We start from the raw sequence: 25,886 nt of genomic DNA on the forward strand, positions 1-25,886 counted from the left end.
ACCTGAGTCAGGACCTACCCTTTATAGCTACGGTTCAACATCCTCTTCAAGGAAGCTGTGAGGCCACATAACCGACCTCCTTATCATTATGTGTTTGGGCGCAATGCATTTCGATATGCTATGCTTAACGAGAGCCTGGATTGTCTCTGGCTTATTTTCTTCACATCCTCCAATTATTATTTCTTGAGCAAGGACATATTGTGAATATGACCAAAACGGAACGCCTCGCCACACTGAAGAGACAGATCGAACGCCTTGAGTCTCGCGCCGCAAGGCGCGATGAACGCATGAGGTATTATGCCAACCAGCAGGTTGTCACCTTGTTGTTGGGTTTCTCTATAAGTGTTGGGGGATTATTGATTTTTCGCCCTTTAGGCGTACTCTGCATTCTGGCTGCTATCATTTACTTTATCTATTGTCGCCGGAAGCAAGTCGCATTTAGCGATAGCGTCCTTAAATATCGCCATCTGCTCCAGTTCTATGAAACACAAGTCGCACGTGCGACCCTGGACTGGGAGCATATTCCGCCCGTTCCACCACAGAGAGATCAGTCAGATCACCCTTTTGAGAATGATCTGGATATCTCTGGCGAATATTCGCTCCACCATTTGCTCAATACAGCCTGCTCCCATGAGGGGACGTTACATCTACGCAAATGGCTCTTGAATCGCGAGCCCGACTTGAAGACCATTCAGCAACGACAGACACTGGTTAAGGAGCTCATTCCACAGACCAGCTTCAGGAATAAACTCGCCTTTCACTCACTTTATACCACGCGCTATATGCAGGAACTTTTCGACGCTCGGAAATTGCTCCTCTGGCTGGCCCAGGATGAAATTCCCCTGCCAGCACGATACAAAATGATAGTTCCTTGTGTCCTGACATCTATACTCCTGATAACACTTCTCCTTTATGTGTTTGGCATGCTTCCAGTCATCGCCCCCATCCTCTCAGCTCTTGTCAGCCTGTCGTGGTCGCTCTTCACCTTACGCGACCGTCTGACACTCTTTGAGGACGCAGTTTTTATCAGGCAGAGCTTCGAGCAGTTAGGTGATATTTTTGGCTTCCTGGAGCGATACTCATATCGCGAAGGCTCTCAGCTTCAGCAACTCTGCCAGCCCTTTACGGTCTCAAAAGAGCACAAACCATCACATCTCCTCAACCACCTGCGTCGACTGGCTCAAATGGCAACCTTCTCACGTGATCAGGTGGGAGCACTTTTTCTAAATGCCTTTCTCCCGTGGGATGCATATATCGCGAACCAACTGGCTCACTCGAAGAGGGAAGCAGTTGAATACCTGCCACAATGGCTCGCGGTCTGGTTTGAATTAGAGGCACTATGCTCACTAGCAAACTTTGGCTATCTCAATCCAGAATATACATTACCAGAGCTCCTCAGTGAGGAAGAGACAGGAGAAGAGCCACTTCTACAGGGCAGCGAGCTTGGACATCCCTTGCTGGACGATGCAGAGAAGGTAACCAATGACGTTACCTTCGCATCTATGGGCAATGTCATGCTAATTACGGGATCTAATATGGCAGGGAAGAGCACATTCCTACGCACTATGGGACTGAACCTTTGTCTGGCGTATGCTGGCGCACCAGTAAACGCGCGGATGTTACGCACTTCTCTCTTTGAAGTATATTGCTGTATTCGTGTTGTAGATTCGGTAACTGATGGGTACTCATACTTCTATGCGGAAGTACGTCGCCTGCGCCAGTTGCTTTCGCGTCTTGAGAGCAAACCACGCCTTCCACTTTTCTTCTTAATTGACGAGATCTTCAAGGGAACCAATAATCGCGAGCGCCTGATCGGCAGTCACGCCTACATCTATGCCCTGGCAGGGCAGCGTTGTGTAGGTGCTATCTCTACCCATGATCTGGAGCTTGTCTCGCTCGAAGAGGAACTGCCACAAATTGGCAACTACCACTTCCGCGAACATGTAATACATGGTAAGATGAGCTTTGACTACCGCCTGCGTAGTGGTTCCTGCCCCACAACAAACGCGCTCAAGATTATGCGTATTGAGGGCTTACCCATAAATTGGCCTGGCTCTTCACACACGCTCGCCCAACTTGAAGAGGGATAATAAATAGGGATAATGCAGCACTTACTCACAGGCATAGGCAACAATGGTCAGTCCCGACACCATATATATCGCACATTATGTTGCAAACCTTGTTGCCACTCGTTTGAATAAAGGAGGCCATCTTCTACCTCCGCGACTACTTTTATAAGGAAGATCCATGCAGGGACAACAACAGCTCACAGCACAACGCACTCCTTTCTGGAAACGTGGCATAGAGACGATTAGCGTCCTCCTAGAAGGAAAAAAAGCAGGTCACAAACAGCAAACTATTGGCGCACTAGATGGTGTACGCGCTATTGCATGCATGATGGTTGTTATCTTTCATACCGCTCTTACGACATATAGAAGCGTACCGCTATGGGCTCCCTTGAAAACCTTTCCTCTCTTCTCTGCTCTAGCCCTTGCGGGGGATACAGGTGTTAATCTCTTCTTTATACTCTCCGGCTTTTTGCTCTTCCTGCCATATGCCAGTTCAATACTCTATCAGAAGCCTCTGCCTGGGTGGCGGCGCTTCTACTTACGGCGAATTTTCCGGATCTTGCCTGTATACTATGTCTCATTTATAATCATGGTATTCGTATATGCACCTCAATTCCTACAGCTTGATCGCTGGCCCGACTGGCTAGCATTTCTCACACTCTTTATGGATTCCTCGGCAACTACCTACAAGGAAGTCAACGGTCCCTTCTGGACTCTCGCGGTAGAATGGCAATTTTACCTGCTTCTACCTTTGATAGCACTAGGCATCGCTGTTATTGTCAATATGATCTCGCGCCGTTCTTCTGATGCACGAACACGCCTGAAGGTCATAGTAGGTTGTCTGCTCGCGCTGGCGGCCTGGGGAGTTTTTTCTCGTTGGCTAGGAACATCCTTACATGCACATCCTATCCCAACTACATCACGACTCTATTGGCCGAGCACGCTTTTTATGTTTTTTGGCTTTGGAGCTTCAGTATCGGGGCTGCATGGCAAATTCATGGAAAATTTTGCGCAAGGAATGCTCATAAGCACACTCTACACATACGCCACGACAAGCGCGGGACAGAAGAATGTAGAGGCATCAACTGGCAGCGTCTCGGCTCTGGCAGATCGTCTGAAACGCCTCAGCCCATATCTCTTTAGTGCTGGCCTACTCTGGCTCCTACTCTGGTTTCTCTGGAAATACGCGATGTCGAATGCCAAGGCGATCCCGGCCATTGGACCGAAGGTTATTCCGCACATCTATTTTGACATACCCGCAGAACTAGGCTATGGCATTGGCTACGGTGCGCTCGTCCTGGCGATCCTTTTTGGTGGGCCACGCCTGAAAAGTTTTTTTGAGTGGCAACCCTTGCGCTGGCTGGGACTTCTCTCCTATGGCCTCTATATGTGGCATCTGCCCCTGTTTCAGGTCTGCACGGAGTTTGCTATCGCACACCCCACATGGCCCCCACTGTTACTATATAGCTTTTACTGGGTCTGGTTTATAGTTGTGACTCTTCCCGGCGTCTTCCTGCTCTACCTAGCGATAGAGCGCCCTTTTATCCAAATCGGAGCACGCCTGACGCGATCGCGACCAAAACAAGTGGCCTCTCCTGCCGAGGAGCCGCTTACGAAGACGCAAGAGGCTCCTCAGGAATCGGCCAAATCGGAAGCAGGCATCTAGCCTGGCAGATAGAGCACATAACCAGCGGCATAGAGGATCTGAAAGGTAAGATGTTTATCGTGTGCGAGCGCATCGACTGCTGGCACACGATAACCTTTCCCATCTGAGGTTCGGGCTACGTACTCGCTATCGATAGGAAAAGCATAGACTGCTTGGGGATCAGCCTTCACAATATCGTAGTAGCTATGATAACGATTGTGAGTATCTCTGAGCTTTGGACTGAGAACGGCACAAATGATACGTTCATTGCTAAGGAATATAAGCTTGTTGCAGGTCCAATACTCACTATAGATATGCAGAGCATTGTGCTCGACCAGAGTAGAAATTAACGCCTGATCATGCTCATTGCGAGCACGTACCTCTGGCACATCCGCATACGCGGTAATTGATCCCACGACCAGAAGAATACTCACCAATGCGAGCAGCGAACCACAAACAATACGCCTTAGTTGAGCAACTTTACCTACACTCGATCTGACGAGAGTAAGTCCCTGCCAGAGCGGCCAGAAGATAGCAGGCATAACGATAAGCAGCCCTATCAGATAGCGAGCATGGATAGCAGGCCAATCTAATGGCGCTTTGCTCACAGCATAGATATAGAACGTCAGAATACCGCTAATGAGCAACGCCAGATGTATTCCTTGCCGACGTAGCCAGCGCTGTGTTTCCTGCTCCGCCTGCGTCAATTCGACATGCCGCTTGGACCAGCGAGCCCGTATAGCCAGCCATAGCCCCCAAAGCGCCAGGAGAACAGCCACCACAAAGAGAAGCATATATCCATAGCCCCAAAGCCGACGAATCAGCATACAACCGGGATCATAGGAGGTCAAAGGGCCAAGGAAATGCAACTCATTCGCCTGACAAAAGGGTTCGCCAGTCATCATAGGCACACTCATGCCTATGGAGCGAATTATGCCTGCTATCTTTTCACCTGTACTCAAATGGCTAGAACCACTCAATTTAAGTAGCGTTGTCAGTGAGTCTTTGCCACGTTCGGCATGGAGGTTATAGTACAATAAAGGAAACACGCCAATGAGCAAACCAATCAAGGTTGCAATAGGTGTGACCAGTTGCAGCATTTCACGCCAGCAAAAAATGACAAGGACCAGCCCAGCCATCAGAGCAAAAGGAGCGATCAATAAGTCGTCCCATATGGCGGTTCCAGCGATAATGCCCCAGAGCAGATAAATTGCGATACGCCAACGACGCTCATGAAACAGCCGGTAGGGGCGATAAGAGACAACAAGCCAGCTCGCCAGCAGCATAAGTAGGGAGCCAAAGAGCAATGTCTCTGTATATCCACCAATAGCAGTCAACTCACGTTCAAGCATGTAGATAGAGCCAACGCTCAACATAAACAAGCTTACGAGAGCCCATCCCTTGCTATAGAGAATACGCGTCAGAGCATAGGTGCTAATCAGGAAGAGGGTAAAGATACATAGAAGACCTAGGCGTAATAGAAAGAGCGATGGGCCAAAGAGGCGAAAAAAGAATGCCGCTACAACAGCCTGGTGCGGTCCCATGTAATATTGACCATAATAAAATGTGGGATGCTCGCCTTTGAAAGCGATATGCAATCCCATCAAGCCAATTGTTCCCTCGTCACTATTAGTTGGGGGCCACCCCTGACTAATAAGGCCCAAGCGTAACAAAAAGGCAAAGAGAATCAATCCCACGACGATCAATTCATGGGAATCGATCTTTATACGTTTTAGATATTTCATTGAAGGCAACTCTTACACAAATTAACGATTGAGCATATAAGGTTCGATAACGTGCAAGACATCATCGACGGAAAAGGGCTTGGGCATGGTTGCGTCAACATTGAGAGGCGCAACTTCGACAAGATTATCCAGAGCGGACATCAAAACGATTACGTGACGGGAGCGGACATCAGGCTCAAGTAATAGTTCCCGACATACCTCACGTCCATCCATGACGGGCATCAACATATCCATGAACACCAGATACCCGCGTCCTTCGCGCATCTTTTCCAGAGCTTCTCGCCCATTACGGGCGATAGAGATAGGGAAATTCTCAAAGCTCAGGATATCTACCATCATATCGCGAATGATAGGGTCGTCGTCTACTACCAGGATCTCCTGGGGCTGCTTGTGCAACTGCATGCTATTCTCCTGCTTCGGCTGGCGGCTCTACTAGTGGTAGGTAAAAAGCAAAAACAGAACCTTCGTTAAGCGCGCTATGCTCCAGCCACAGTTTGCCTCCCATCGCCTCTACATATCGCCGACAAATATACAACCCCAGGCCCGAACCACGTACGGGTGTTGTTAGTGAGCGCGGCGCACGCACGAATTTTTCAAAGATGCGCTGTTGATCTTCCAGGAGAATACCTTCTCCCTGATCATGTACACGTACAATAATCATAGGAGCATTTCCTTGCTCCATAATTGTCATATGATCTATAGATCCTTCTGGCAAAATCTCCGCTATTCGGTCAAGCGTCTCCTCCTCAGCCGTTACAACAATCTCGCTTTTCGCTGATGAATACTTTGAGGCATTATCAAGCAAGAGCTGAACCACCTGACGCATGTGCACCCCATCAGCTTGTACCCACAGGCGCTCATCGATACGCATGCGTATGCGCTGCTCAATACTCAACAGAAGCGTGCTCGCTGCGATCTCAACCACAGAACGAACCTGAATAGGCTCCAACTTCAACTCAAGATTCTTGTCAACCGCCCCCATCTTCGCGGCTTCCGTCATATTTTCAACCAGATCGTGAAGCTGCTCAGCGGCGGTACTGATCTTGGTCGCAAAACGCAGGATATCTGCGGGCCCGATACGGGAACTTTGGCGCTTAAGCAAGCTAGAGTAACCAATTATCGCGCTCATTGGCGTACGAAGTTCATGTGAGGCTGTCACCAGAAATTCGTCCTTAAGCTTATCCATACGCTGCAATTCAGCATACGCCTCTTCACGTTCTTCAAAGAGTTGAGCATTGCGAATCGCGCTTGAAGCCTGCGCGCAGATCGCAAGCAACATGCCAACATCTTTGGGTTTAAAGGACCTTCCACCTTTAGGGAGAGACACCGAGAGTAACCCTATGAAGTCTTCCTGATAGAACATCGGAATCATCAAGAGTTGTTGACCGGGAATGGCATGTAAAAAGAAGACGCCTCCCTCGTCGCTATGTTGTGCTAACTCCTCAATGCGCTCAACGTCGAGGTAGAAGAATGCCTCATCACGCACCTGACGCTCAAGAAAGGTCTCTTGAAACGGCAAGCGAATCATGCGTGTCAGTGCCTCATGTTCTTCTTTATTATGAGGCGGCTCAATCGCCGGTCGTCCACTACCATCATCGAGCAGACTAACGCTAGGGCGACCATACATGGCCTCAGCAACCAATTCTTCTCGCGTAGGAGAAGGCTGGAAAAAGACGCAGAGCTCGACATCGACCAGGCTAGCCACCTTCTCAACAAAACTATTGAGCAAGACACTTACGTCAAGCACAGAAGTAATCGTCTGCAATGTGCTATTAATGGCAGCTAGTTGAGCCTCGCGCTGCTTAGCATCACGCAGAAGATGGCGATCACGCTCGTAGAGTTTAGCATTCTCTATGCTCACAGTCACAATCTGGACCATAGTTTCCAGGACCTGAACCTCGCGAAAATGGTAGGCATTCGCTCGCTTGCTTGCCAGGCTTAGAGAACCAGTAACGCGATTAAACATCTTCATGGGCATAAAGAGGAATGATTCGGCTTCACTCTGATCCCCCCAGGCTCCTTGTAATAGTTCGGCATAACGTGCTGCCTGCTCAGGCTCACGCGCTGGCGAAAACTGTAGTGTCTGCTTCTCTGTTTGAGCAACCTGCCACCAGATAGGTCGTCCTTCTTTCGTGGCAACAACTGGATTGGACGCGAGCTCATCAACACGTTCTGTATCATTCACAGCGAACACATCATACAAACAGACTGTATCGCGATCATAGAGAGTTAATTGTAGCGAGGAGGCATCAACAAGCCGCGCCACAAAGCGATAGACGTCTTCTATTAAATCGGATAATTTGACATTGGTAGGAAAAGCAACGCTGATCTCCTGAAGGCGTTGTAAGTATTCGCCTGTGCGCTGTTGCTCGCGCTGCAAATTGTCATTCTGCAAATACAGCGCGACACGCTCAGTATATTGAACGGCCTCATGACGTTGGCGTGGTTGGAATATCGCGCCATTCGCATGTTCAAGCTGGTAAAGGACAATCACACCAATCACTTTTGGCGGTGTTCTGTGCCTGGTCTGAAGCTCTAGTGGTAAGATCTCCTGAATAGGGACAGCGAGATAGGCGCTAGGAGTAATATCAACGTGGAGTGAGTTCTCGAACTGACTGCGAAAGGTCAGCAGGTACTCCTCATGTGTCATCACATAGGCTTCGTTCTTCTGCCAGACCCGACCAATGACATCCTGATCGCGTGTATAGCACTGACCTATGGCAAACAACTCACATTGCTCAGGCTGTACATCCTCAACCTCAGTTAAAATCTGGGAGTCGTTGCGCATAGGATTATCATCTTCGTCGCGTTGCAATTTTAATGTTACACGACGGCGAGGAACACGGATATTAGATAATCCTGGATCGGATGGTGGCATTAAAGAGAATGTGGCGGCATTGCGAACGCGGACATGAGATATGATGCGCATCTGATTGCTAGCCTCATCGTACAGGGCAATACAGGCTCCTTGCGCACCAAACTGCGTCATCATCTGCTGCAACAGCTTTTTCACTAAAGGCGTTGAGTAGGTCGAATCATTTTGAAATTCCGGATTTCCCCAGATCGAGGCTGAAGCCATCACGTCTCCCTTGATTCCATCGCTCTATGGTTCGCTGGCTATGGCGCTAGCTAGAGGCTGCTATTCTTTTATGACTGAAAGTCATGGTTACACGCTACTGCTATCTGCGCGTAGCATATCATAACGTTTTCATGGATTCAACTCTACCGGAACCAACGTATGAGAAATACCTATTTCTCGCCTCCATATACATCATTGTATCTACTAGACTCGCTATTAAGAGTGAGCTTAGATGAGAGCAAGCCCCAAATAGGGTTGTCAAATAGAGAGCAGGAGCGCATGAGAGAGTAATATGGCAGACAAAGAAAGGCGATATATCGCAGCGTTCGTCCGCTTATCCGATCAACACGCTGTGCAGACGGAGCAGGAGCAGGCTTAGCGCCTGCTCCTGCTCCGAAAAGAAAATGGGTTCGTGGTGAAAGATATCACTTAGTAGACAAATGCGACACCAGAACCGGGGGTAATAGTTGTGTATGTCACCGAGGTTGGGTTCGCACCCCAGTTGGTATTGCTCACTGAAACGGTACCATCGGCGTTGATCTTTTCCGCGATACCAACGTGACCAAGACCGCCCGCGCCCTGCACATAAGGTTGAAGAACAATTACCGCACCCTGCACTGGAGTGTATGAGACACGCCAGCCATTATCGTGTGCGCGATCAACCCACTGATAGGCATTGGAGTTCGTCGTCCAGGGAACATAAACACCATGTAGCTCATGATAACGCTTATTGGCCCACCATGTGCATTGTGGGAAGGCAAAATAATTGCCGGTACCTTTGACGACAGGTGCTGTATAACCTATGGTGCCTGTGTTGGTCGTGCTTCCAGAATTAGAGTTGTCACCATTGGAAGAGGCGCCATTGCCTGGAATGCAAATATGTTGGTCAATATAAATTACGTTCGGGTCGGACAACTTATTATAATCAGCCAGTTTACTGTACGTCGTTCCAGCCTGACCAGCGATCTGACTGAGCGTATCACCGGACTTCACTACATAAGTCTTATCATTCGGCCCACAACTGGACGCGGCGAACGCGCTAAACATTGAGCCACCAAAGCTCGTTGTAAGCAGCGCTAGTGCAAGTACGGTCAGGACGACAACATGTCCAGCTACAATACTTGTTGTCCGGTGCTGTTTACAGTATTGCCAAGCCTTCTGGTAATACTTCTGCATGTACGTTTGCCTCCATATAACCTCTTATGCGAAAACAATACCTCTAGCATGGCTAGCGCTCACGCGTTCAGGTTTTCGATAAGTGGTAACTACATTGCCACTACATGGACCAGGTGGTCCACGGACACCAAATAGTGCCTACAGTCAATGTGCTGTTCATTGATGTGTATATTAGCATATGTATATATTGAAACAGCTTGAAACATGGAGAAGCATAGACCAAAAAGGCTATATGGATTTCACCACCTTAACCTGGCTCTACACGCGGCCTGAAACGACTCGACCCCCTAGAATCGTGGCGGCAACGCCATTCTCAGCCATTTTTTGTTGTGGTGTCATGAGGATATCCTCGCGTAAGACAATGGCATCGCCTAACTTCCCTTTTGTCAAAGATCCTTTGTCATTTTCCTCGCCCGCAGCATAAGCCGCACCCAGAGTATATCCCCAGAGCGCATCACGTATGTCAAGTGCCTGATCAGGTATCCATGACGGTCGTTTACTATAGGGGTCGCTTCTTACGGTCGCAGCATAGAGAATATTGAGAGGGTCAAATGTTTCAACAGGGGCATCTGAACCAAGAGCAATAGGTATACCCATTTCGCGCATGGTGCGATAGGCATAGGCACGCTTATGACGCTTGCCCCAATAACGGACGGCAATATCGCGGTCTGATACAGCATGATAGGGTTGAATCGAGGCCACAACGCCCAGGCGCTTCATACGTTCCAGATCTTCAGGAGCAATGAGTTGTACATGCTCCAGGCGATAGCGCAGCGCTGACGCCTGCCGGGCGAGGCCCTCGCGTTGCGCCCATTGTTGGGCATACTCAATAGAGTTAAGCGCGACACGTGCGGCCCGGTCACCAATAGCGTGAATAGCGACCGCCAAACCAAGTTCGGTCGCATCACGCACAACATCCTGCATCTCTTGCTCTGGGATGGAGAGAATGCCCCGGTTATCACGATTCCCTTCAAAACCTTCCAGCATAGCAGCAGTCTGTGAGCCAAGGGTGCCATCCGCGAAGATCTTGATACCACTAACACCTATCAACTCGCTCTTCTCGATGCCAATACCGGATGCTCGCAACTGAGGTAACATCTGACGTGGTAGGATCATCTGCACACGCACATTAAGTTGCTTCTCCGCGCGTAACTGCTGAAAGAGGTGCAAGACATTCTCACCCTCAATATCATGAATAGTGGTAATGCCATAGCTGCGCAACTGTTCCAGAGCACGTTCAATGAGCACACGATCCAATTCAGGATCAGACTGCTCAATGACACGATAGACCAGTTCAGTCGCACCTTCTTCTTGCAAGATACCTGTTGGCTCGCCTGAGCCATCTCGTAAGATAGCTCCCGTTTCGGGCTCTGGCGTCTCAGCACTAATTCCTGCTCGCTGCAAGGCAAGCGAGTTGACCCAGAGAAGATGACCATCCTTGCTCCAAAGCACGACGGGGTGATGAGGCGCAGCAGCATCAAGAGAAACTTTTGTTGGAAATCGACCTGCACCTGAACCAGCCCAGGTATTTTTGTCCCAGCGTCCGCCTTGAATCCAGCGTCCAGGCGGAGTTTGTTGCGCGCGCTGGCGTACCAGTTCGGCTACCTCATCCTCTGTAGTACAGAACTCAGCGTCGATATGATGAGCGCGATAGGCAGCACTCATCAGGTGTATGTGAGCATCAATGAAGCCAGGCAAAACTGTTTGACCACGCAGATCAACCTTTTCGCTGTGGGCATCTGCCAAACGACGCACCTCATCATCGCTGCCAATGGCGAGAATGCGACCACTTACCAGATCAATAGCCATTGCCTGGGCTCGCGGCTGGGCAACGTCCATAGTATATATGTTTCCGTTGAGATAGATGATTCTTGCCATGGGTTTGCTTGCTTTCTATGTTGTGCTGAGCTATTAAACTTTGTCCGCGCAGATTGCAATCTACGCGGCGGGAAAGAAGACACAGGGGCACTATATCCCTCATGCTCTATATGTGTGCGGGCGGCGCTTTATGAGAGGTCAACAACAAAATCGATGATTGAGCGTGCCAGCACGTCGGGGCGTTGCAACTGGATATAGTGGGTGGTATCAGGCATCCATAAGACAGAGCAACGTGTGATAGCACGCGCCACCTGGGCCGCCATATAGCCCTTAGCAGCCGCGAACTCAGTTGCCATCTCCAATCGCTCGGGGGGCTCTTCACCTGGCATTGGTTGGGCAGCAGCAGGCACGAGCAAAACAGGGCATGTCAGCTTACCATAGTAACTGAGAGCACGATCTTCCCAGAGAGAAGCTCTAATTTGTTGCTGCTGTTGAGGACCAAGGCGCTCTTCCACATAACCATTTTCGTGCTCATAGACATAAGTGCGAACAATAGCCTCCACATCCGGGGTCCAGAAACCCTCCATTTCGGCACGCATCTCATGTACAAAATCCGGCCATGGCATAGTACGACTCTCATCAAATCGACCACGGATAAAACTTTCCCGAGTCATATCGGGCCAGTATCTCGGCTCAACATGCGGGCAATCTATCAAAATCAAGTGACTTATTAGCGCGGGATGACGAGCGGCAAGCACCAGAGCCACACGCGCACCCCAGCCATGACCAACCAGCGCAACCTGACCCAAACCTAGGACCGCCATACCATGTACCACATCTTCGGCAATATTCATCAGATCATATCCTGCCTCAGGTTGCTCGCTCAAGCCATGCCCTCGCAAGTCAAAGGCAATAACTGGATGCTGCTGATGTTGTGTACACAGTTCCTCGGCTAGTAGAAGCCAGGTATCGGCAGTAGCACCCAGGCCATGCAACATAACTAGAGGAATATTGTCGCTATCCCAATCCTGCTCCTGCTCCTCGCCAGCGTCGGGCCGCATTCTCGCAAGTTGCGCCGGATCCCATTCCAGATAGTGCAGACGAATAATATCGGTGTCAACAAAAGAACTGCGCGGCTTGATCATCTCTTCCTCACTCAGATCTTCTCTAGAAAAACAAGCACTCACTATCCCAAGGATGGGAGCTATATTGTATTGTACCCCATTATGGGAGTTACATTTAGGCATTACGAGAGGGATGTGTCGCGCGAAGCACCTTAAACTTGGAATCTCCCGCAACCTCTTCAACTCTTTGAAAACATGCTCGCAAAACAGGTTCGTATTTCAGAAAACGGTTCGCCACCAGGTAAAAGCGTCCCTTCGGCTGTAGAATATGTGCAGCCTCATGAATAAAGCGCTCAGCAACTTCAGTAGTTTGGACACCTCCTTGATGGAAGGGGGGGTTAGTCACAACAAGATCAAAGCGCTCTGAAAGTATAGCACGCGCACCATCACTAGGCAGGACACGTACGTTAGTGAATCCTTGCTCGGCACTAGCTTGCTGGGAAGCGGCTACCGCCGCCAAACTCACATCTAGCATCGTCACATGACCTTCATAAGCAAGACGTGCGATATGCAGTCCAATAAAACCGGCCCCGCACCCTAGATCCAAAGCCTTGTCGGTGGAACGAACCTCTAATGCGCCCAGCAGGAGGCGTGTTCCCGCATCCAATTTGTTCTCCGCGAAGGATTTGAGAGGCTCGAACTTTGTTCGAGGCTCCAGATCGCGCGATTTGACGGCACTGAGCACACGCTGCCCTTTACTAATCTCCAACGTTTCACAATTGCCCAAAGTGGTCTGTATATACTTACCAATGGTTAGAATGCCACGCTCCTTAGCCCCAGCCACATAGAGCACCCCACCTTCGCGCAACGCCCCGGCAGCAAGGTCTACACCATAAGTCATCCAGGCGTTAGATGGCTGGTAGAGCAGATTCATAAGCGCAACGTCAAACTCTCCCTCAACGTAATGTAAAGTATAATCATGGAAGGCCACATGCTGCACGCGCTCTGGCGCAATATGTAGCAGCGTGTTGGCGCTAGCAACAGAATCTTCGGCAAGAATGACCTTACCACTGGCAATCGAAGAAGAAGAGCGGCGTTCCATCAGATGCCGCACGCAAGGGTCGGGAGCTGAGTTTAGTACCAGCACACGCTCTGGCTCGGAAATGTGAACGGTCGCATCAAGTAAAGAAGATTGGAGTTTCATAAGCTATGGCCCTTTATGTTGATAGTGCATATCTCGATGATATCATAGCTGTGGCACAGATCATACCAGTCTCGGGAGTTACCACGAATCCAACGCTCATGTTGAACGCATCCCAACGTGGTCAGAAGCTCTCTCCACGCGCGCTACTAAACGAATTGCTTCATCATCTGCCAGAAGGAACCATCTTCATCCAACCGGGAGCTACTCAGGCGGAGGAGATGTACAACGAAGCGCTCGCATATATCAACGTGAATCCCCAACGCGTTGTTCCGAAAATTCCACTGACCGTTACTGGTATACGCGTGGCTCGGCAGATCAAGCAACAGGAGTATCGCCTCTCGTTTACTGCTGTGACCTCACTGGCACAGGCATATAGCGCAGCCATGGTACCTGTCGACTACATCATTCCATACTATAACCGTCTGTCGCGTGCAGGAGTTGACGCCAGCCAACGAATCCATTGTATGGCACAGTTGTTTGCGCAACAACATCTTGCACCTCGCATCCTCGCGGCCAGCATCAAAACGCCTATAGAGGCTGCTAACGCTCTGCTGGCTGGTGCACACGACTTAACAGTCGCGCCAGATGTACTTTATGAAATGGTGACAGACCCTGAAAGCGAGGCCGCCGTTGAGCGTTTTTCCCAGGATTGGCGTAAGATGAATAAACTGTAATTTCCTCTTCCAACGCTTTTGCAAAAACTATGAACTAATTTTCATCATACACATTTATCAATTCATTGCTTCGTCATCACAACATGTTATAGTATGTGCGTAACAGAAAGATAAACCTCTGGTACATGTTGGGGAAGGGTAAAGGCCTGCTCCAGTGACAGTGGGTAGTGGAAGGGTAAAGGGGCAGGCCTGGTGAGGAAGAGGTTACAGCCCTGTTGTGTATTGGGAAGTGAAATTGTGGACAATGTGGTAGGGGAAAGTGGTGAGCTTGTATCAAAGTAGCGTGGAGGGAAGATAATTAGCAAGTAGTGTGGGGCACGCAGCAATGATGGCAAGCAGGTAAAAGCGTGAAAGAGGCGATTAGCAAAAGGGCATTGGGCAACTCGTACGCTCAATGTAGGCAGCCTGAACCACGTTAAACATAGGCATGAAGCGATGTAATAGGTGGCGGTGGCGAATGGGTTGAGTGGAATGATGACTTTAGGTGGGGAGTGGTGAGACCAGGAGGCGGCGCGGAACTGGGTCCAGGTGGTGGAAAACAGACGAGGAATCCAGGCGAAGCGTCGTGCTATATGCGTATTTAATGATCTAGGTAGAGCTGTCAAGTGGTGAGGAGGAGAGTATAGCAGGATGGTGGGTGGCAGGGAAGCGCGTATAGTGGGGCGTCATAGCTGGTGAGTGGCAGTGACCAAGCTCCAAAGTGGAGGGGAAGCAAGTGGTCTCGAGAGGGTGGCTGCATCAAGTGGTGGTCAGGTAGAAGGGTGGTTTCATTTGTAGGCGGTAACCATTCTCTATGATAAAAACCATTGGGGATGGAAAAGTGGGGTGGGGAAGACAAGAAACCTGTGAGAGCAATCTCACAGGTTTCTTTTTATCATTAACTCAGACATCCTTCTGGTGGTCAAAACCAATTGGATCTGGGAAGATGACGAGGGATAGCTTTGATTATACGATTGATACGCATAGAACACAGGCTCCTCAAGCGAATGTGAAACGCCAGTCCTTGAGCCAGCGGCGCGAATTATGCTCACGTGCTTGAATATGGACCTCACCAGACTCCAACTGAAAAGAGAAACTCACTATCAAATTAGGATCATCAGGAGTATACACAAATGTCTGCTGGTCTTGATCAAAGCGAGTCGCCCCATGATTACCTGTATACCAGGGTGACATAAGGTTGACATAGGTAATCGCTTTGGCTGCAGATTTCTCTGTCTTTACGATATCAGGAGCGCCCCAGCCAGCATGGACATGACCACTAATAAAGAGTATATCTCTCTCATGACAAGCCAGAATATCTCGCACCTCTTGCGAGTTCTCTGGAGAGAAAAAATTCTGTGTGGAATTGTAGTCACGAACCTTGCCTGTGGATGAACTACGATATAGCACAGTATTTCGTAGAGGAGAGTGCAGAAAGACCACTGCAGGACAATGACGATGCGCTTCCAGGGTCTCCGTTAGGAAAGCTAGTGTTTCACCAGAGATACTTATATATGTGGGATCTGGCGTGAGGTGTGGATTAGGATAATCCAACATCACACAGATCACCCCACCAACTAACCATGCATACCTCTGTGGACGCTGCCAGACCATCTCAAATGTCTGCATCATTGTTGCCAGATCCTCGCCATCTGGCCCATAATACTCATGATTGCCAACTCCTGGATAAAAAGGCACACCGAAGAGCTCCGCTTCAATTTGTTGCCGGGCAAATTGATGATTTTCCAGCGCACAGGTATCTACAATATCACCTGGCGATACACAAAAAGCGGGTCGCTTCTCCTCCCAGAGTAAGCGAAGGTCATCATACATATATTGCAAGCGTGGAGTATGTAACTCTCGCCACGCGGGTAGAGCACGATAATGCATATCCCCAACGCCCCAGAAATAGAGAGAGGCAGGCTGCGTTTCGTTACTTACATTGTTCATCCATAACCTCCTGCTGGCAAACAGTTTTCACCTCTATTGTAGCCCAAAAGAGACAGGGTATGAATTGGGAGAGGGCTGGTTATCAGCCTGCTCCCAATTCATACCCTTGAGCAGATTAGAAACCTATATAAGCACTGGCATATAAAATAACATTTTTAAAATCTATAACATATAAACAAGTATAACGATACATCTCTCTCTCGCCTGAAAAAACCTGGCATCCCGAAAGGGGGGTGTCAGGTTTGGAAGAGGCATTAGTGCTGTAACTTGAAGGTAGACCCATCATTGAGATAAATCACTTGTTGATCTAGCACATGCACCACAAGATCAATCTTGCCATCGCCATTCGCGTCCTTTGTTTCGCCCCAGGCAGGTGTGAGATCTTGCCCATCGCCCACAAGAGTTGGACCGTTAAACATGCGAACTTTCGAGGGATCACCGCCAGGTACTTCAATAATTTGAATGTGACGATTTAAATTGATAATAACGAAATGAGTCTCATTCGAGGCGCTATCCCCATGACCAACAACGGCATTAAATTGATCTGTTCTCGGGCGACCATAGCGTAAATCGTCCTGATAGACATGCCACCATGAAGAAAGTGAGCTTAGGCCAACGAGCATGCCTACGGTACAAGCCATCCCAATACCCATGACAAGCATGGCAGGCACACCCTTTTTGGCTTTCTTCTCCTGCGACAATCTCCGCGACTCTCGCACAGGAGCCTCAAGGGCTGGCATTTCGCGCGTCTGACCTGAACGTCTGCGCTGAGGCACAGCCTGGCGATCAATCATTACATCATCACGCGTATTCCGCTCACGTGTTCCTTGATTGGAGCGATACCTCCGCGTGCTCGTCCGTGAACGTGTCTCATAAACAATGTCTTCGTCATCAGCGTTGTCATACATAATAGGACGTGGTTCCCTTCGTGTCTGTATCATATCCAATGACTCTTCCTCCTTTCTATGCATATTTTTATAGAACATAATTTCTTCAAGTATACCAGAAGATATGCTCCAGTCAAGTGATATGGGTATCAACGTGTCTTTATAGCAATAAAATACTATAGAGTTTGAGGGGAGGAGCTAGAAAGCAAACGGAGAGTAGAGTAAAACCAGTAGCCAGAACCCCATCTATACGTCGCCCACACGCATGAATTGGAAAACACAGCTCTAGAACAGCAGAAAGAATAACCACTCATAGAGGCGCGAATCCACAACATGCTTCCTGGGGCGACTAGCAATCCCACAATCAGAGAAAGCTAATCGCACCAGGAAGAACGCACACGAGTCGAGCGTAAAGATACATATCAACATAGAAAGGTACACAAAGACACCTATAGTGCCTAAAATAGGGATAGGCAAGCCGAGGATATATCCTCGGCTTGCCCTGGGTGTTGCGAGGCGGGATCGAAGTAATCTTGCCGCTACCGTAATATGCTGCTATAGCGCTTACACAGCTTGCACCTCTTGTGCGAGCTTTAAGCAGGAATTCACAGCATCCCGTACAGTCTGAGTCGTAAAAGGTTTAGAGAGATATGTTTGTACCCCCGCCAGCCGCGCCTTCAGGCGATCTACAACGCCATTATGACGAGAAAGCATAATAATAGGCGTATCGCTCCAGGCTGGCTTTGAACGCAAGTAACGCGCAATCTCGTAGCCATTCATCTTAGGTAAATCAATGTCTAGAATGACTAGATCAGGAATACGCTCCAGTTGTCTGCTCGTTACTGACCGCAATGCCTCAACGCCATCAGCAAACGAGGCAACGGTAAAACCTTCGCGCCGCAAACTTATTTCGACAATCTTCCGTACCGTAGGAGAGTCATCAATTATCATCACGAGTTTACTCATGTATTGACTTCCTCTTGAACTCTATACCCCTGTTTGTACGTAAACCTTTTTGCCTATGCCCCACCCTCCTTATTATGCATATTGGGCACTATCTGCTACAATGACAACTACTAGACAACTACATAACAACTTTACCCTGTTCTTTCTATGTATATACTTGATTTCCGTATTTACGCCCATTCCTTTCTTTCGCATTCATCAGAGAAGAGATTATACCCTGGTATTTGGAAGCCACATATGCTGTCGCAAATATATAGATACATATCTATCTGATACAGCATCCCGTTTGATTTTTCACATGGGGAGCGAGGTGCATGAAGCCAAATCAACGCTTACGGCGCGAACGCGAATTACGCGGCTGGTCACAATCGAGGGTTGCCCAGGAAATAGGCACCGACCCTGCGACGGTTAGTCGTTGGGAACGTGGATTGTCCTTTCCTTATCCTTATTTCCGTGAGCGTCTTTGTGATCTTTTCGGCAAGAATGCAGAAGAGTTAGGACTGGTACATGAAGATGTTGTCCAGACGCCTCCAGAGCCAAAAGATGCGCCTTCTAGGCAGGGCGAAGTAAGCGAATATGTGCCATCATCGATTCTATCTCCGGCTCTTGATCCAGCAATTCCACTCTTATCGACTGTCGGCGGCTCGCTCGTTGGACGAGATGCATTATTACGCCATGTAAGCCTCCATCTCTGCGATGAACATCAGGTACCGGCATTGGTAGCCCTGAACGGAATCCCTGGCGTGGGCAAAACCTCACTCGCAGTAGCCCTGGCCCATGACCCCATGATACGACACTATTTTTCGGATGGGATTCTCTGGGCAGGGTTGGGGCCTCATCCCCAGATACCGGGGCATCTGAGTCGTTGGGGTATGTTACTTCATATTGATGCCGCAACACTTCCCGACATTGGCATGAAAGCTCTTCCTAGTAGAGAACATAGCGAGCCCTGGGTCAAAGCTCTACGCTTTGCGATAGGCCAGAGACGCATACTCATCATTATTGATGATGTATGGCAGATTGAGGATGCCCTGAATTGCCAGATTGGTGGCCCCAATTGCGCTATTTTGCTCACAACACGTTTTCCGCATATTGCGCTCCATTTCGCTGAAAACAACGCGACACTGGTTAGCGAGTTGTCTGAGGGTGATGGCATGGAACTGCTGGGGCGCCTGGCTCCTCATGTCGTACAAGAAGAGGCGGAGAATGCACTCGAACTGGTGCGTTCTGTTGGTGGTCTCCCGCTCGCGCTCACACTCATTGGCAAATACTTACGCACTCAATCGTACAGCCGGCAGCCTCGGCGCATCGCAGCTGCGCTAGCGCGCTTGAGACATGCTCCCGAACGCCTTAATATCAGCGAGCCTCGCTCTTTCATCGACCGCCATACAAGCTTACCACCTGATACACGTGTGACGCTACAAGCTATTATCGAGGTCAGCGACGTTTTCCTCGACGAAGAGGCCAGAACCGCCCTTCGCGCCCTCTCAGTCTTTCCAGCCAAGCCTAATAGCTTCGCAGAAGAGGCTGCGCTTGCCGTGATGCAACTACCGCATGAAGCGCTTGATGCCCTTTCCGATGCAGGTCTCCTGGAGAGTAGTAGTCCCAATCGCTATGCGCTCCACCAAACAATCGCTGATTACGCACGAGTACAGCTCGAAGATAATGAGGTGTATCATCGCCTCGCGATCCATTTTGTAGCCTATTTAGAACAACATGCCAGCGACTATCATCTCCTTGATCAAGAGAGCCAGAACATTCATGCAGCATTGGAAGCCGCGCGAACACATCAGATACCAGACATGTTTTTACGCGGTATCAGGGCTATCAGTAGCTACCTATTTACGCGGGGACGCTATGCAGAGGCGGAAAGATATCTGAGCGACGCACTTGAACTCGCGCATCAACACCAACGCCAAAGCGATCTCATCGCGATATTACGCGACCTGGGGAGAATCGCCCGCAAGTCGGGAAATTATCTTCAAGCCGAGACATACTATCAACGCGGCCTGCAGCTGGCACGACACTTAAAAGATGAGATCGCTATCAGTGATCTACTGACATGTCTGGGAACCATCTTACAACGCCGAGGATACTACAACGACGCCATCATGTATTTTGAAGAAGGAACGGTGCTTACGCAACGGCATGCTAACCAGGAACAGTTCTCCCAACTACTACTAGGGCTGGCACATGCTCATGGAAGCCTGGATCACTACAAGGAAGCAGAGGAATATGCCTGGGAAAGCCTGGAACTCGCAAGGGGACTCGATAACCCAGAGCATCAGGCGAAGGTGCTTTTGCGTCTAGGCACACTCATATTTGAGCGTAGCGATTATGAGCAAGCGTTAGGCCTGCTCTTTGAAGCCCTGGAACAAGCTCGCCAGATAGGGCACCGCGAGCTCACCAGTCAGATTTTAAATAATTTGGGATGTGTTCTCGGTGAACTAGGAGATTTCAAGCATGCTGAAGCATATTTGTTGGAAGCCCAGATCCTGGCGCGCCAGATCAATGCCAAAGAGAGCCTATGCAATGTCCTGACCAATCTTGGCTTTCTCGCCAATGAGCGAGGGCAGTATGAGCAAGGAGAGGCTTACGCACGTGAAGGGCTAGAATTATCAAGACAAATTGGACATACAAACCCCATTTGTGGTTGCCTTGACAATATGGGAAACATCATGCGATTTCAGGGGAAATACAAGCAGGCAATAGAATATTATGAGGAGGGATTGGTTCGAGCACGTCTGACAAACAATAAACGCTACATTGTCATCATGCTCACGGGACTGGGGGCAACAATGACAGCCTGTACGAGCTTCACCGATGCGGAAAGCTACCTGAGCGAAGCTATGATCCTGGCTCGTGAGATTCATCGTCCACGCCAACTCTGCGACCTACTCTTCGAGTACGGCAAACTAAAAGTCTATCAGCGCCAGCCTCAGCCAGCGCGAACCTACTTTCAAGAAATGCTTGACATCCCAGACATAGGTGATGAGGGGCATACACGTGCTCTATATGGTCTGGCGCGTGTCGCCGAACTAGAAGAAGATTTCGCAACCGCTCACAGGCTAGGCAGTGCTTGCGCAGCCTTCTTCGCCTCGCGTCACCACCATTTAACTAGAGAGGCACAACGCTGGCTTCGTGATCTTCCCGCCTCCTAGAAAGTGGTCACCATATCATATTTAGTCAGCATTCAAGTTGAAAGATGGAGAAAATCCACCCACCAAACCTCTTTTACGTCGCTATCCGAACATGATACAATAGTCCCATTGTAAAATTAGGTTGGATATACTTCTTTCCAATATAGGACATAACTGCTTCAGACTGGACACAGCATCTTTTACCAGTCCCTCAGGCAGGGTTTACCTAAAGAGAGCATTTTCACTGGCAAATGCCAGGCCATTGTATTCTTAATACGAAAACCAGCGCCGCAGTCGCGGCTAGCGCGCACTCCTTGCACAAATATCTAAGCGCAAATGAATACCAACGTCGCTACCACGAAAGTAGTGTTGATGTTCATAGCAACATGCGCTCAGGTATTCGGATAAGGAGTGTGCCGAAGATAGCAGATACAGAACGTTAGCATGCTAGATATTATTATCAGGCTGGCTCAAGACTTCCGTGCGCAGCATAAACAACTTTATATGGTAGGTGGGACAGTACGTGATGTGTTGCTCCATCGGGGAGAGTCCGCTGACGCGGACCTGGCAACTGATGCCCTTCCAGAGGAAATCAAACGCCTGGTCGCCCCCACCAAACCCAGCGCTGTCGTCCTTGTTGGTGAGCGCTTTGGCACGGTACGTCTACATTACGATAGCAATAATATTGTTGAGATCACAACCTTTCGCAGTGAACGCTATGATCCAGAATCGCGTAAACCAGAGGTCTGCTTTGGGACAGATCTGGCTGAAGATCTGAAACGGCGCGATTTTACGATCAATGCACTGGCACGCGATCCGCTCAATGGGCACATTATCGATTTATTTCACGGTCGCCAGGATCTCGAAGCCCATATTCTACGCGCGGTTGGTGATGAGCCAGATAAACGCTTTGATGAGGACCCACTGCGCCTCTTACGCGCAATCCGCTTCGCTGCTCAACTCGACTTTGTCATCGAGCCAACAACGTGGCAATCGATTAAACGGCAGGCTGCCAAGTTACAGAAAATTAGTCGTGAGCGCATTCGGGATGAGATGAACAAGCTCCTCCTCTCACCTCATCCAGCGAAAGGGCTTGATCTCCTGGTTGAAGCTGGACTCATGGAGTACATCATGCCAGAGATGTTGGACTTGCGTGGCGTCAGCCAGCAATCCAATCCACGAGTTCCCGCCTCTAAAGAAGTCTACGCGCATGTGCTTCGCGTCGTCGAACGCTCGTCATCCGGGCTGAAGACACGTTGGAGCGCGCTCTTACACGATATCGCTAAACCTCGTACCAAGAGTGTTGAAGACCATAAGGTACATTTCATTGGGCATGAAGAAGTAGGGGCCCATATGGCCCGCGATATCCTGCGACGTCTCCATTTTGATCGGGAGTTTATCGATTCCGTATCTAGAGTTGTTCGCTTGCACATGCGCGCGAATGCCTATACTACCGATTGGACTGACGGCGCTGTTCGACGCCTGATGTTAGACGCGGGGCACGACTTACCTACACTCCTCGACCTCTCTCGCGCAGATATAACAAGCTACCGAGTTGACAAGGTTGCACGGGCCAACGCACGTGTCACTGAGCTTGAGGAGCGCTGTCAACACTTGCAGGAAGAGGCCGAGCGTGTACCAATCAAAAGTCCTCTTGATGGTAACGAATTGATGCAGCTCTTCGAGCGTGGTCCAGGTCCCTGGCTCCGTCCTCTAAAAGAGTATCTCCTGGGCCTGGTCATTGATGGCGCACTCGCATCAGATGATAAAGAGACAGCCACACGCCTCGCCAGAGAGTTTGTGGAACGCGAGCATATGTAATATAGTTCGCTTATTCGAGAAAATAGCATCCTGAAGGAACAGGATGCACCTGAGACATTCAGCAAAAGGGAAGACAAGCTACATGAGCGTATTTCGCGATGATATTGTTCGGTTCCTCAATGACTATCTGAATATTTCGGCTTTCCGTGATTATTGCCCCAATGGAATGCAGGTTATTGGCAAAGCGGGAGTCAAACGGATCGCCCTTGGCGTGAGCGCCAATCTTGAAGCCTTCCGCATGGCTGCGGCTGGCGAGGCTGACATGCTTATCACGCATCATGGGCTGTTTTGGAACAACATGCCTCGCGAGATAGGGGTTATGATGAAGGGGCGCCTCAAAGTCCTTTTTGAGCACGATATCACACTCCTGGGCTATCATCTCCCACTCGATGCCCATCCAGAGATCGGCAACAATGTGCTCTGGCTTAAACAGCTTGGCTTCATCGTAGAGGGCGTGAATTTCGCGAACGCTTCTGGTCGAGACATCGGCGCGATTGGCACAGCACCTAGGCGCACTGTTCTGCGTGATCTGGTCGAAGAGATAGCAAACGAATCAGGAGTACGCCCTCTGTTATACGCGTATGGACCACAAACCGTCCGCCGCCTGGGGGTCGTAACCGGAGGAGGTCAGGGCTATCTGCTAGAAGCCATCAGTCGTGGTTGTGATACCTTTCTTACAGGCGAAACGGGAGAGCCAACTGAGTCATACGCGCGCGAAGAGGGAGTAAACTTTATCTCTATCGGGCACTATAATTCGGAGAAGATAGGCATTCAAGCCATTGGGGCACTACTAGAGCATCAATTCAAAGTTGAAACATTCTTCTGCGATATTCCCAACGCAATCTAATATTTTTTGCTGTCTTATTACATTCGTTGAATACAATCAGGTTGATAAAAAGGAATTTATGGATACTCTCGAAGCAAGTTTACAGGTAGAGCGAGATGCTTCTCCCCAGCCCGAGTGGACAACCAGTGATTTCCCCATACGATCTGCCTTCCGCTCCTCTTTCCTGATTGATGGGCGCATGACGATGCTTGAAATGTGCATCCACTTCCTACGCGCGAAACAGTCAATCCTCATCGCAGCCTGGGGTCTAACACCCGAACTTGCAATGGTACGAGGCAAACATCATCGCGCTGGAGCTGATGGCTCACCTGAACAAGAAGAGCTACTCCGCTGGCTACATAAAAAAGGACTCTCCGAAGCGGATATCGCCTTCTGGCAGGACTGCGACTCACTTGATGTGACGAATGTGCTTGGGTATGTTGCTTCTAAAGGGGTAGATGTGCGCATCCTGCTCTGGGATTTCTTTTCAGCCCCCTTTCAAAAGGGATCACAACAAATCAAAGAGGAGCTAGAAGCACAGGGTATCCTCTGCCTCACCGACAATGGTGATCGCGACCTACTCAACCATCCTATTCAATCACTACATCAGAAGACAATGGTCATCGATAATCGCTACGCCTTTGTGGGGGGTATTGATCTGATGACTGAGAAGGGTGGCGACTTCGACCGTTGGGATACGAAAGGGCATATCTATTATAATGTGCTCCGCTTGGGGCTCAACGATCAAATGCCACACTCCTGGCATGATGTACATTTTCACTTTGAGGGAACAGCGGTCGCTGATGTGGCCCGAAACTTCTGTCAGCGTTGGAACAGCGTTGTCGCTCGCCAGCAACTTGACGAAGGCTTGCTGCTACCTGAACCATCAGATAACATCCGGCCAATTGATGAGCATGAGCACGAAACTATTCCTCTACAGATTGTTCGCACAATTCCACCACAGACCTATGAGTTTGCGCCCAATGGTATCAAGACTATTTTAGAGATCTATTTAGAGCTCTTCCGTCACGCTCAACGCTTTATCTACATTGAAAACCAGTACTTATGGCGGCGTACCTTCCTGGGTCTAGAGAATCCCGCTTTTGGTCCTCCTCATGAAGATATGGAACGCCTCTGCAAGGTGCTGGCGGAGGCTTTAGAGCGTGGTGTTCATGTCATTCTGGTTCTTCCTGACCATCCTAATGTGGGTCGCGATTTTACCGACGACGGCTTACTTTATCTGCAAGAACTCGCGCCTGAGGCCGTTGCATCAGGACGGCTCCAGGTCTATACGCTCGCAACCCACCTCCAGCAAGGTGACCAGTGCTTCTATCGTCCTATTTATGTACATGCCAAAGTGGCGATTGTTGATGATGAATGGGTAACGATAGGATCTGCGAATATCAATGATCGCGGCATGCGCAACGATGCGGAACTGAATGTGGCCCTGGTCCATAAGCCAATCGCGCACGCTCTGCGCATCTTGCTTACGGCTGAGCATCTGGGACTGGTTGATGAAGATACACTCTTCAGTATGATTGAGATTATGGGCCGCCTTGAGCCTAGTGATGAGCTACTTCGAGTACAAGGCGAACTTGGAGCACTCTGGTCCAGTATCAAGGCCCTTCTTGCCGACCACAATTCCGCTATGGCGGCATGCGCAACTCAGGCACGCGCGAATCTTGAGGCTATCAAGAGTGGGCAAATTCTCACAGGACATTTAGTCCCTTACATTCGTGAAGATCTGGCTGATGAGTACGAATTGACCGTCGATGCGGTCAAAGGCTGGATAGGTCAGTTCGCGCAAGAACAATCTCCCCTCTTGAACTAGGGGACATGAATG

The 25,886-nt window shown here is 49.5% G+C and carries 17 protein-coding genes; 7 read left to right on the plus strand and 10 right to left on the minus strand.

Annotated elements, in window-relative coordinates; genetic code table 11:
- Window positions 1-206: 206 nt before the first annotated feature.
- Both K3T82_RS11130 and K3T82_RS11135 read left to right on the plus strand, forming a co-directional pair.
- Window positions 207-2,090, plus strand: a complete 1,884-nt coding sequence (locus K3T82_RS11130) for a MutS-related protein (protein WP_220193536.1) — start codon at window positions 207-209, stop codon at window positions 2,088-2,090.
- Window positions 2,091-2,247: 157 nt separating this feature from the next.
- On the plus strand, window positions 2,248-3,735 hold the full coding sequence (locus K3T82_RS11135) for an acyltransferase family protein (RefSeq protein ID WP_220193537.1): 1,488 nt from the start codon (window positions 2,248-2,250) through the stop codon (window positions 3,733-3,735).
- On the opposite strand, the gene K3T82_RS11140 is transcribed toward K3T82_RS11135, so the two are convergent.
- From K3T82_RS11140 to K3T82_RS11170, 7 genes are all read right to left on the minus strand, one after another.
- Window positions 3,732-5,459 carry a hypothetical protein gene (locus K3T82_RS11140; RefSeq protein ID WP_220193538.1) on the minus strand — a complete coding sequence of 576 codons (1,728 nt, stop codon included), beginning with the start codon at window positions 5,457-5,459 and terminating at the stop codon, window positions 3,732-3,734. The two genes, K3T82_RS11135 and K3T82_RS11140, sit on opposite strands and share 4 nt — an antisense overlap.
- Before the next feature lie 21 nt (window positions 5,460-5,480).
- Window positions 5,481-5,861 carry a response regulator gene (locus tag K3T82_RS11145; RefSeq protein ID WP_220193539.1) on the minus strand — a complete coding sequence of 127 codons (381 nt, stop codon included), beginning with the start codon at window positions 5,859-5,861 and terminating at the stop codon, window positions 5,481-5,483.
- A 1-nt stretch (window position 5,862) separates the two neighbouring features.
- Window positions 5,863-8,538: a GAF domain-containing sensor histidine kinase gene (locus K3T82_RS11150; protein WP_220193540.1), complete on the minus strand. Its 2,676-nt coding sequence runs from the start codon at window positions 8,536-8,538 to the stop codon at window positions 5,863-5,865.
- 429 nt (window positions 8,539-8,967) lie between these two features.
- Entirely contained in the window at window positions 8,968-9,714 is a 747-nt protein-coding gene (locus K3T82_RS11155; protein ID WP_220193541.1) for a COG3942 and LysM peptidoglycan-binding domain-containing protein, read from the minus strand.
- A gap of 258 nt (window positions 9,715-9,972) precedes the next feature.
- Window positions 9,973-11,592: an amidohydrolase gene (locus tag K3T82_RS11160; RefSeq protein ID WP_220193542.1), complete on the minus strand. Its 1,620-nt coding sequence runs from the start codon at window positions 11,590-11,592 to the stop codon at window positions 9,973-9,975.
- 128 nt (window positions 11,593-11,720) lie between these two features.
- Entirely contained in the window at window positions 11,721-12,677 is a 957-nt protein-coding gene (locus K3T82_RS11165; protein WP_220193543.1) for an alpha/beta fold hydrolase, read from the minus strand.
- A 94-nt stretch (window positions 12,678-12,771) separates the two neighbouring features.
- The gene (locus tag K3T82_RS11170; RefSeq protein WP_220193544.1) at window positions 12,772-13,800 is read right to left on the minus strand and encodes a methyltransferase; all 1,029 of its coding nucleotides are present in this window, start codon (window positions 13,798-13,800) and stop codon (window positions 12,772-12,774) included.
- Window positions 13,801-13,805: 5 nt separating this feature from the next.
- On the opposite strand from K3T82_RS11170, the gene K3T82_RS11175 reads away from it, so the two are divergent.
- A complete protein-coding gene (locus K3T82_RS11175) occupies window positions 13,806-14,474 on the plus strand; it encodes a transaldolase family protein (RefSeq protein ID WP_220193545.1) in 669 nt (222 codons plus the stop codon).
- Between the two features lie 978 nt (window positions 14,475-15,452).
- Here the strand turns inward: K3T82_RS11175 and K3T82_RS11180 are convergent.
- From K3T82_RS11180 to K3T82_RS11190, 3 genes are all read right to left on the minus strand, one after another.
- Window positions 15,453-16,403, minus strand: coding sequence for a metallophosphoesterase family protein (locus K3T82_RS11180; RefSeq protein ID WP_220193546.1), 951 nt, complete (start codon window positions 16,401-16,403; stop codon window positions 15,453-15,455).
- Window positions 16,404-16,657: 254 nt separating this feature from the next.
- Window positions 16,658-17,344: a hypothetical protein gene (locus K3T82_RS11185; RefSeq protein WP_220193547.1), complete on the minus strand. Its 687-nt coding sequence runs from the start codon at window positions 17,342-17,344 to the stop codon at window positions 16,658-16,660.
- 510 nt (window positions 17,345-17,854) lie between these two features.
- Entirely contained in the window at window positions 17,855-18,256 is a 402-nt protein-coding gene (locus K3T82_RS11190; RefSeq protein WP_220193548.1) for a response regulator, read from the minus strand.
- 314 nt (window positions 18,257-18,570) lie between these two features.
- Here K3T82_RS11190 and K3T82_RS11195 point away from each other — a divergent pair, with 314 nt between their 5' ends.
- From K3T82_RS11195 to K3T82_RS11210, 4 genes are all read left to right on the plus strand, one after another.
- On the plus strand, window positions 18,571-21,417 hold the full coding sequence (locus K3T82_RS11195; protein ID WP_220193549.1) for a tetratricopeptide repeat protein: 2,847 nt from the start codon (window positions 18,571-18,573) through the stop codon (window positions 21,415-21,417).
- Between the two features lie 423 nt (window positions 21,418-21,840).
- Window positions 21,841-23,217, plus strand: coding sequence for a CCA tRNA nucleotidyltransferase (locus K3T82_RS11200; protein ID WP_220193550.1), 1,377 nt, complete (start codon window positions 21,841-21,843; stop codon window positions 23,215-23,217).
- Window positions 23,218-23,299: 82 nt separating this feature from the next.
- A complete protein-coding gene (locus K3T82_RS11205; protein ID WP_220193551.1) occupies window positions 23,300-24,064 on the plus strand; it encodes a Nif3-like dinuclear metal center hexameric protein in 765 nt (254 codons plus the stop codon).
- Between the two features lie 58 nt (window positions 24,065-24,122).
- A complete protein-coding gene (locus K3T82_RS11210) occupies window positions 24,123-25,874 on the plus strand; it encodes a phospholipase D family protein (protein WP_220193552.1) in 1,752 nt (583 codons plus the stop codon).
- The last annotated feature ends 12 nt before the right edge of the window (window positions 25,875-25,886 follow it).

It is taken from the genome of Ktedonospora formicarum, assembly GCF_016587355.1.
In the GTDB taxonomy this organism is placed as follows: Bacteria; Chloroflexota; Ktedonobacteria; order Ktedonobacterales; family Ktedonobacteraceae; genus Ktedonobacter; species Ktedonobacter formicarum.

Coding starts and splice junctions, on each gene's coding strand:
- K3T82_RS11155 (WP_220193541.1), bottom strand. CDS start 9,714: ATGCAGAAGTATTACCAGAAGGCTTGGCAATACTGTAAACAGCACCGG.
- K3T82_RS11210 (WP_220193552.1), top strand. CDS start 24,123: ATGGATACTCTCGAAGCAAGTTTACAGGTAGAGCGAGATGCTTCTCCC.
- K3T82_RS11180 (WP_220193546.1), bottom strand. CDS start 16,403: ATGAACAATGTAAGTAACGAAACGCAGCCTGCCTCTCTCTATTTCTGG.
- K3T82_RS11130 (WP_220193536.1), top strand. CDS start 207: ATGACCAAAACGGAACGCCTCGCCACACTGAAGAGACAGATCGAACGC.
- K3T82_RS11190 (WP_220193548.1), bottom strand. CDS start 18,256: ATGAGTAAACTCGTGATGATAATTGATGACTCTCCTACGGTACGGAAG.
- K3T82_RS11165 (WP_220193543.1), bottom strand. CDS start 12,677: ATGATCAAGCCGCGCAGTTCTTTTGTTGACACCGATATTATTCGTCTG.
- K3T82_RS11145 (WP_220193539.1), bottom strand. CDS start 5,861: ATGCAGTTGCACAAGCAGCCCCAGGAGATCCTGGTAGTAGACGACGAC.
- K3T82_RS11135 (WP_220193537.1), top strand. CDS start 2,248: ATGCAGGGACAACAACAGCTCACAGCACAACGCACTCCTTTCTGGAAA.
- K3T82_RS11140 (WP_220193538.1), bottom strand. CDS start 5,459: ATGAAATATCTAAAACGTATAAAGATCGATTCCCATGAATTGATCGTC.
- K3T82_RS11185 (WP_220193547.1), bottom strand. CDS start 17,344: ATGATACAGACACGAAGGGAACCACGTCCTATTATGTATGACAACGCT.
- K3T82_RS11205 (WP_220193551.1), top strand. CDS start 23,300: ATGAGCGTATTTCGCGATGATATTGTTCGGTTCCTCAATGACTATCTG.
- K3T82_RS11200 (WP_220193550.1), top strand. CDS start 21,841: ATGCTAGATATTATTATCAGGCTGGCTCAAGACTTCCGTGCGCAGCAT.
- K3T82_RS11150 (WP_220193540.1), bottom strand. CDS start 8,538: ATGGCTTCAGCCTCGATCTGGGGAAATCCGGAATTTCAAAATGATTCG.
- K3T82_RS11195 (WP_220193549.1), top strand. CDS start 18,571: ATGAAGCCAAATCAACGCTTACGGCGCGAACGCGAATTACGCGGCTGG.
- K3T82_RS11170 (WP_220193544.1), bottom strand. CDS start 13,800: ATGAAACTCCAATCTTCTTTACTTGATGCGACCGTTCACATTTCCGAG.
- K3T82_RS11160 (WP_220193542.1), bottom strand. CDS start 11,592: ATGGCAAGAATCATCTATCTCAACGGAAACATATATACTATGGACGTT.
- K3T82_RS11175 (WP_220193545.1), top strand. CDS start 13,806: ATGGCCCTTTATGTTGATAGTGCATATCTCGATGATATCATAGCTGTG.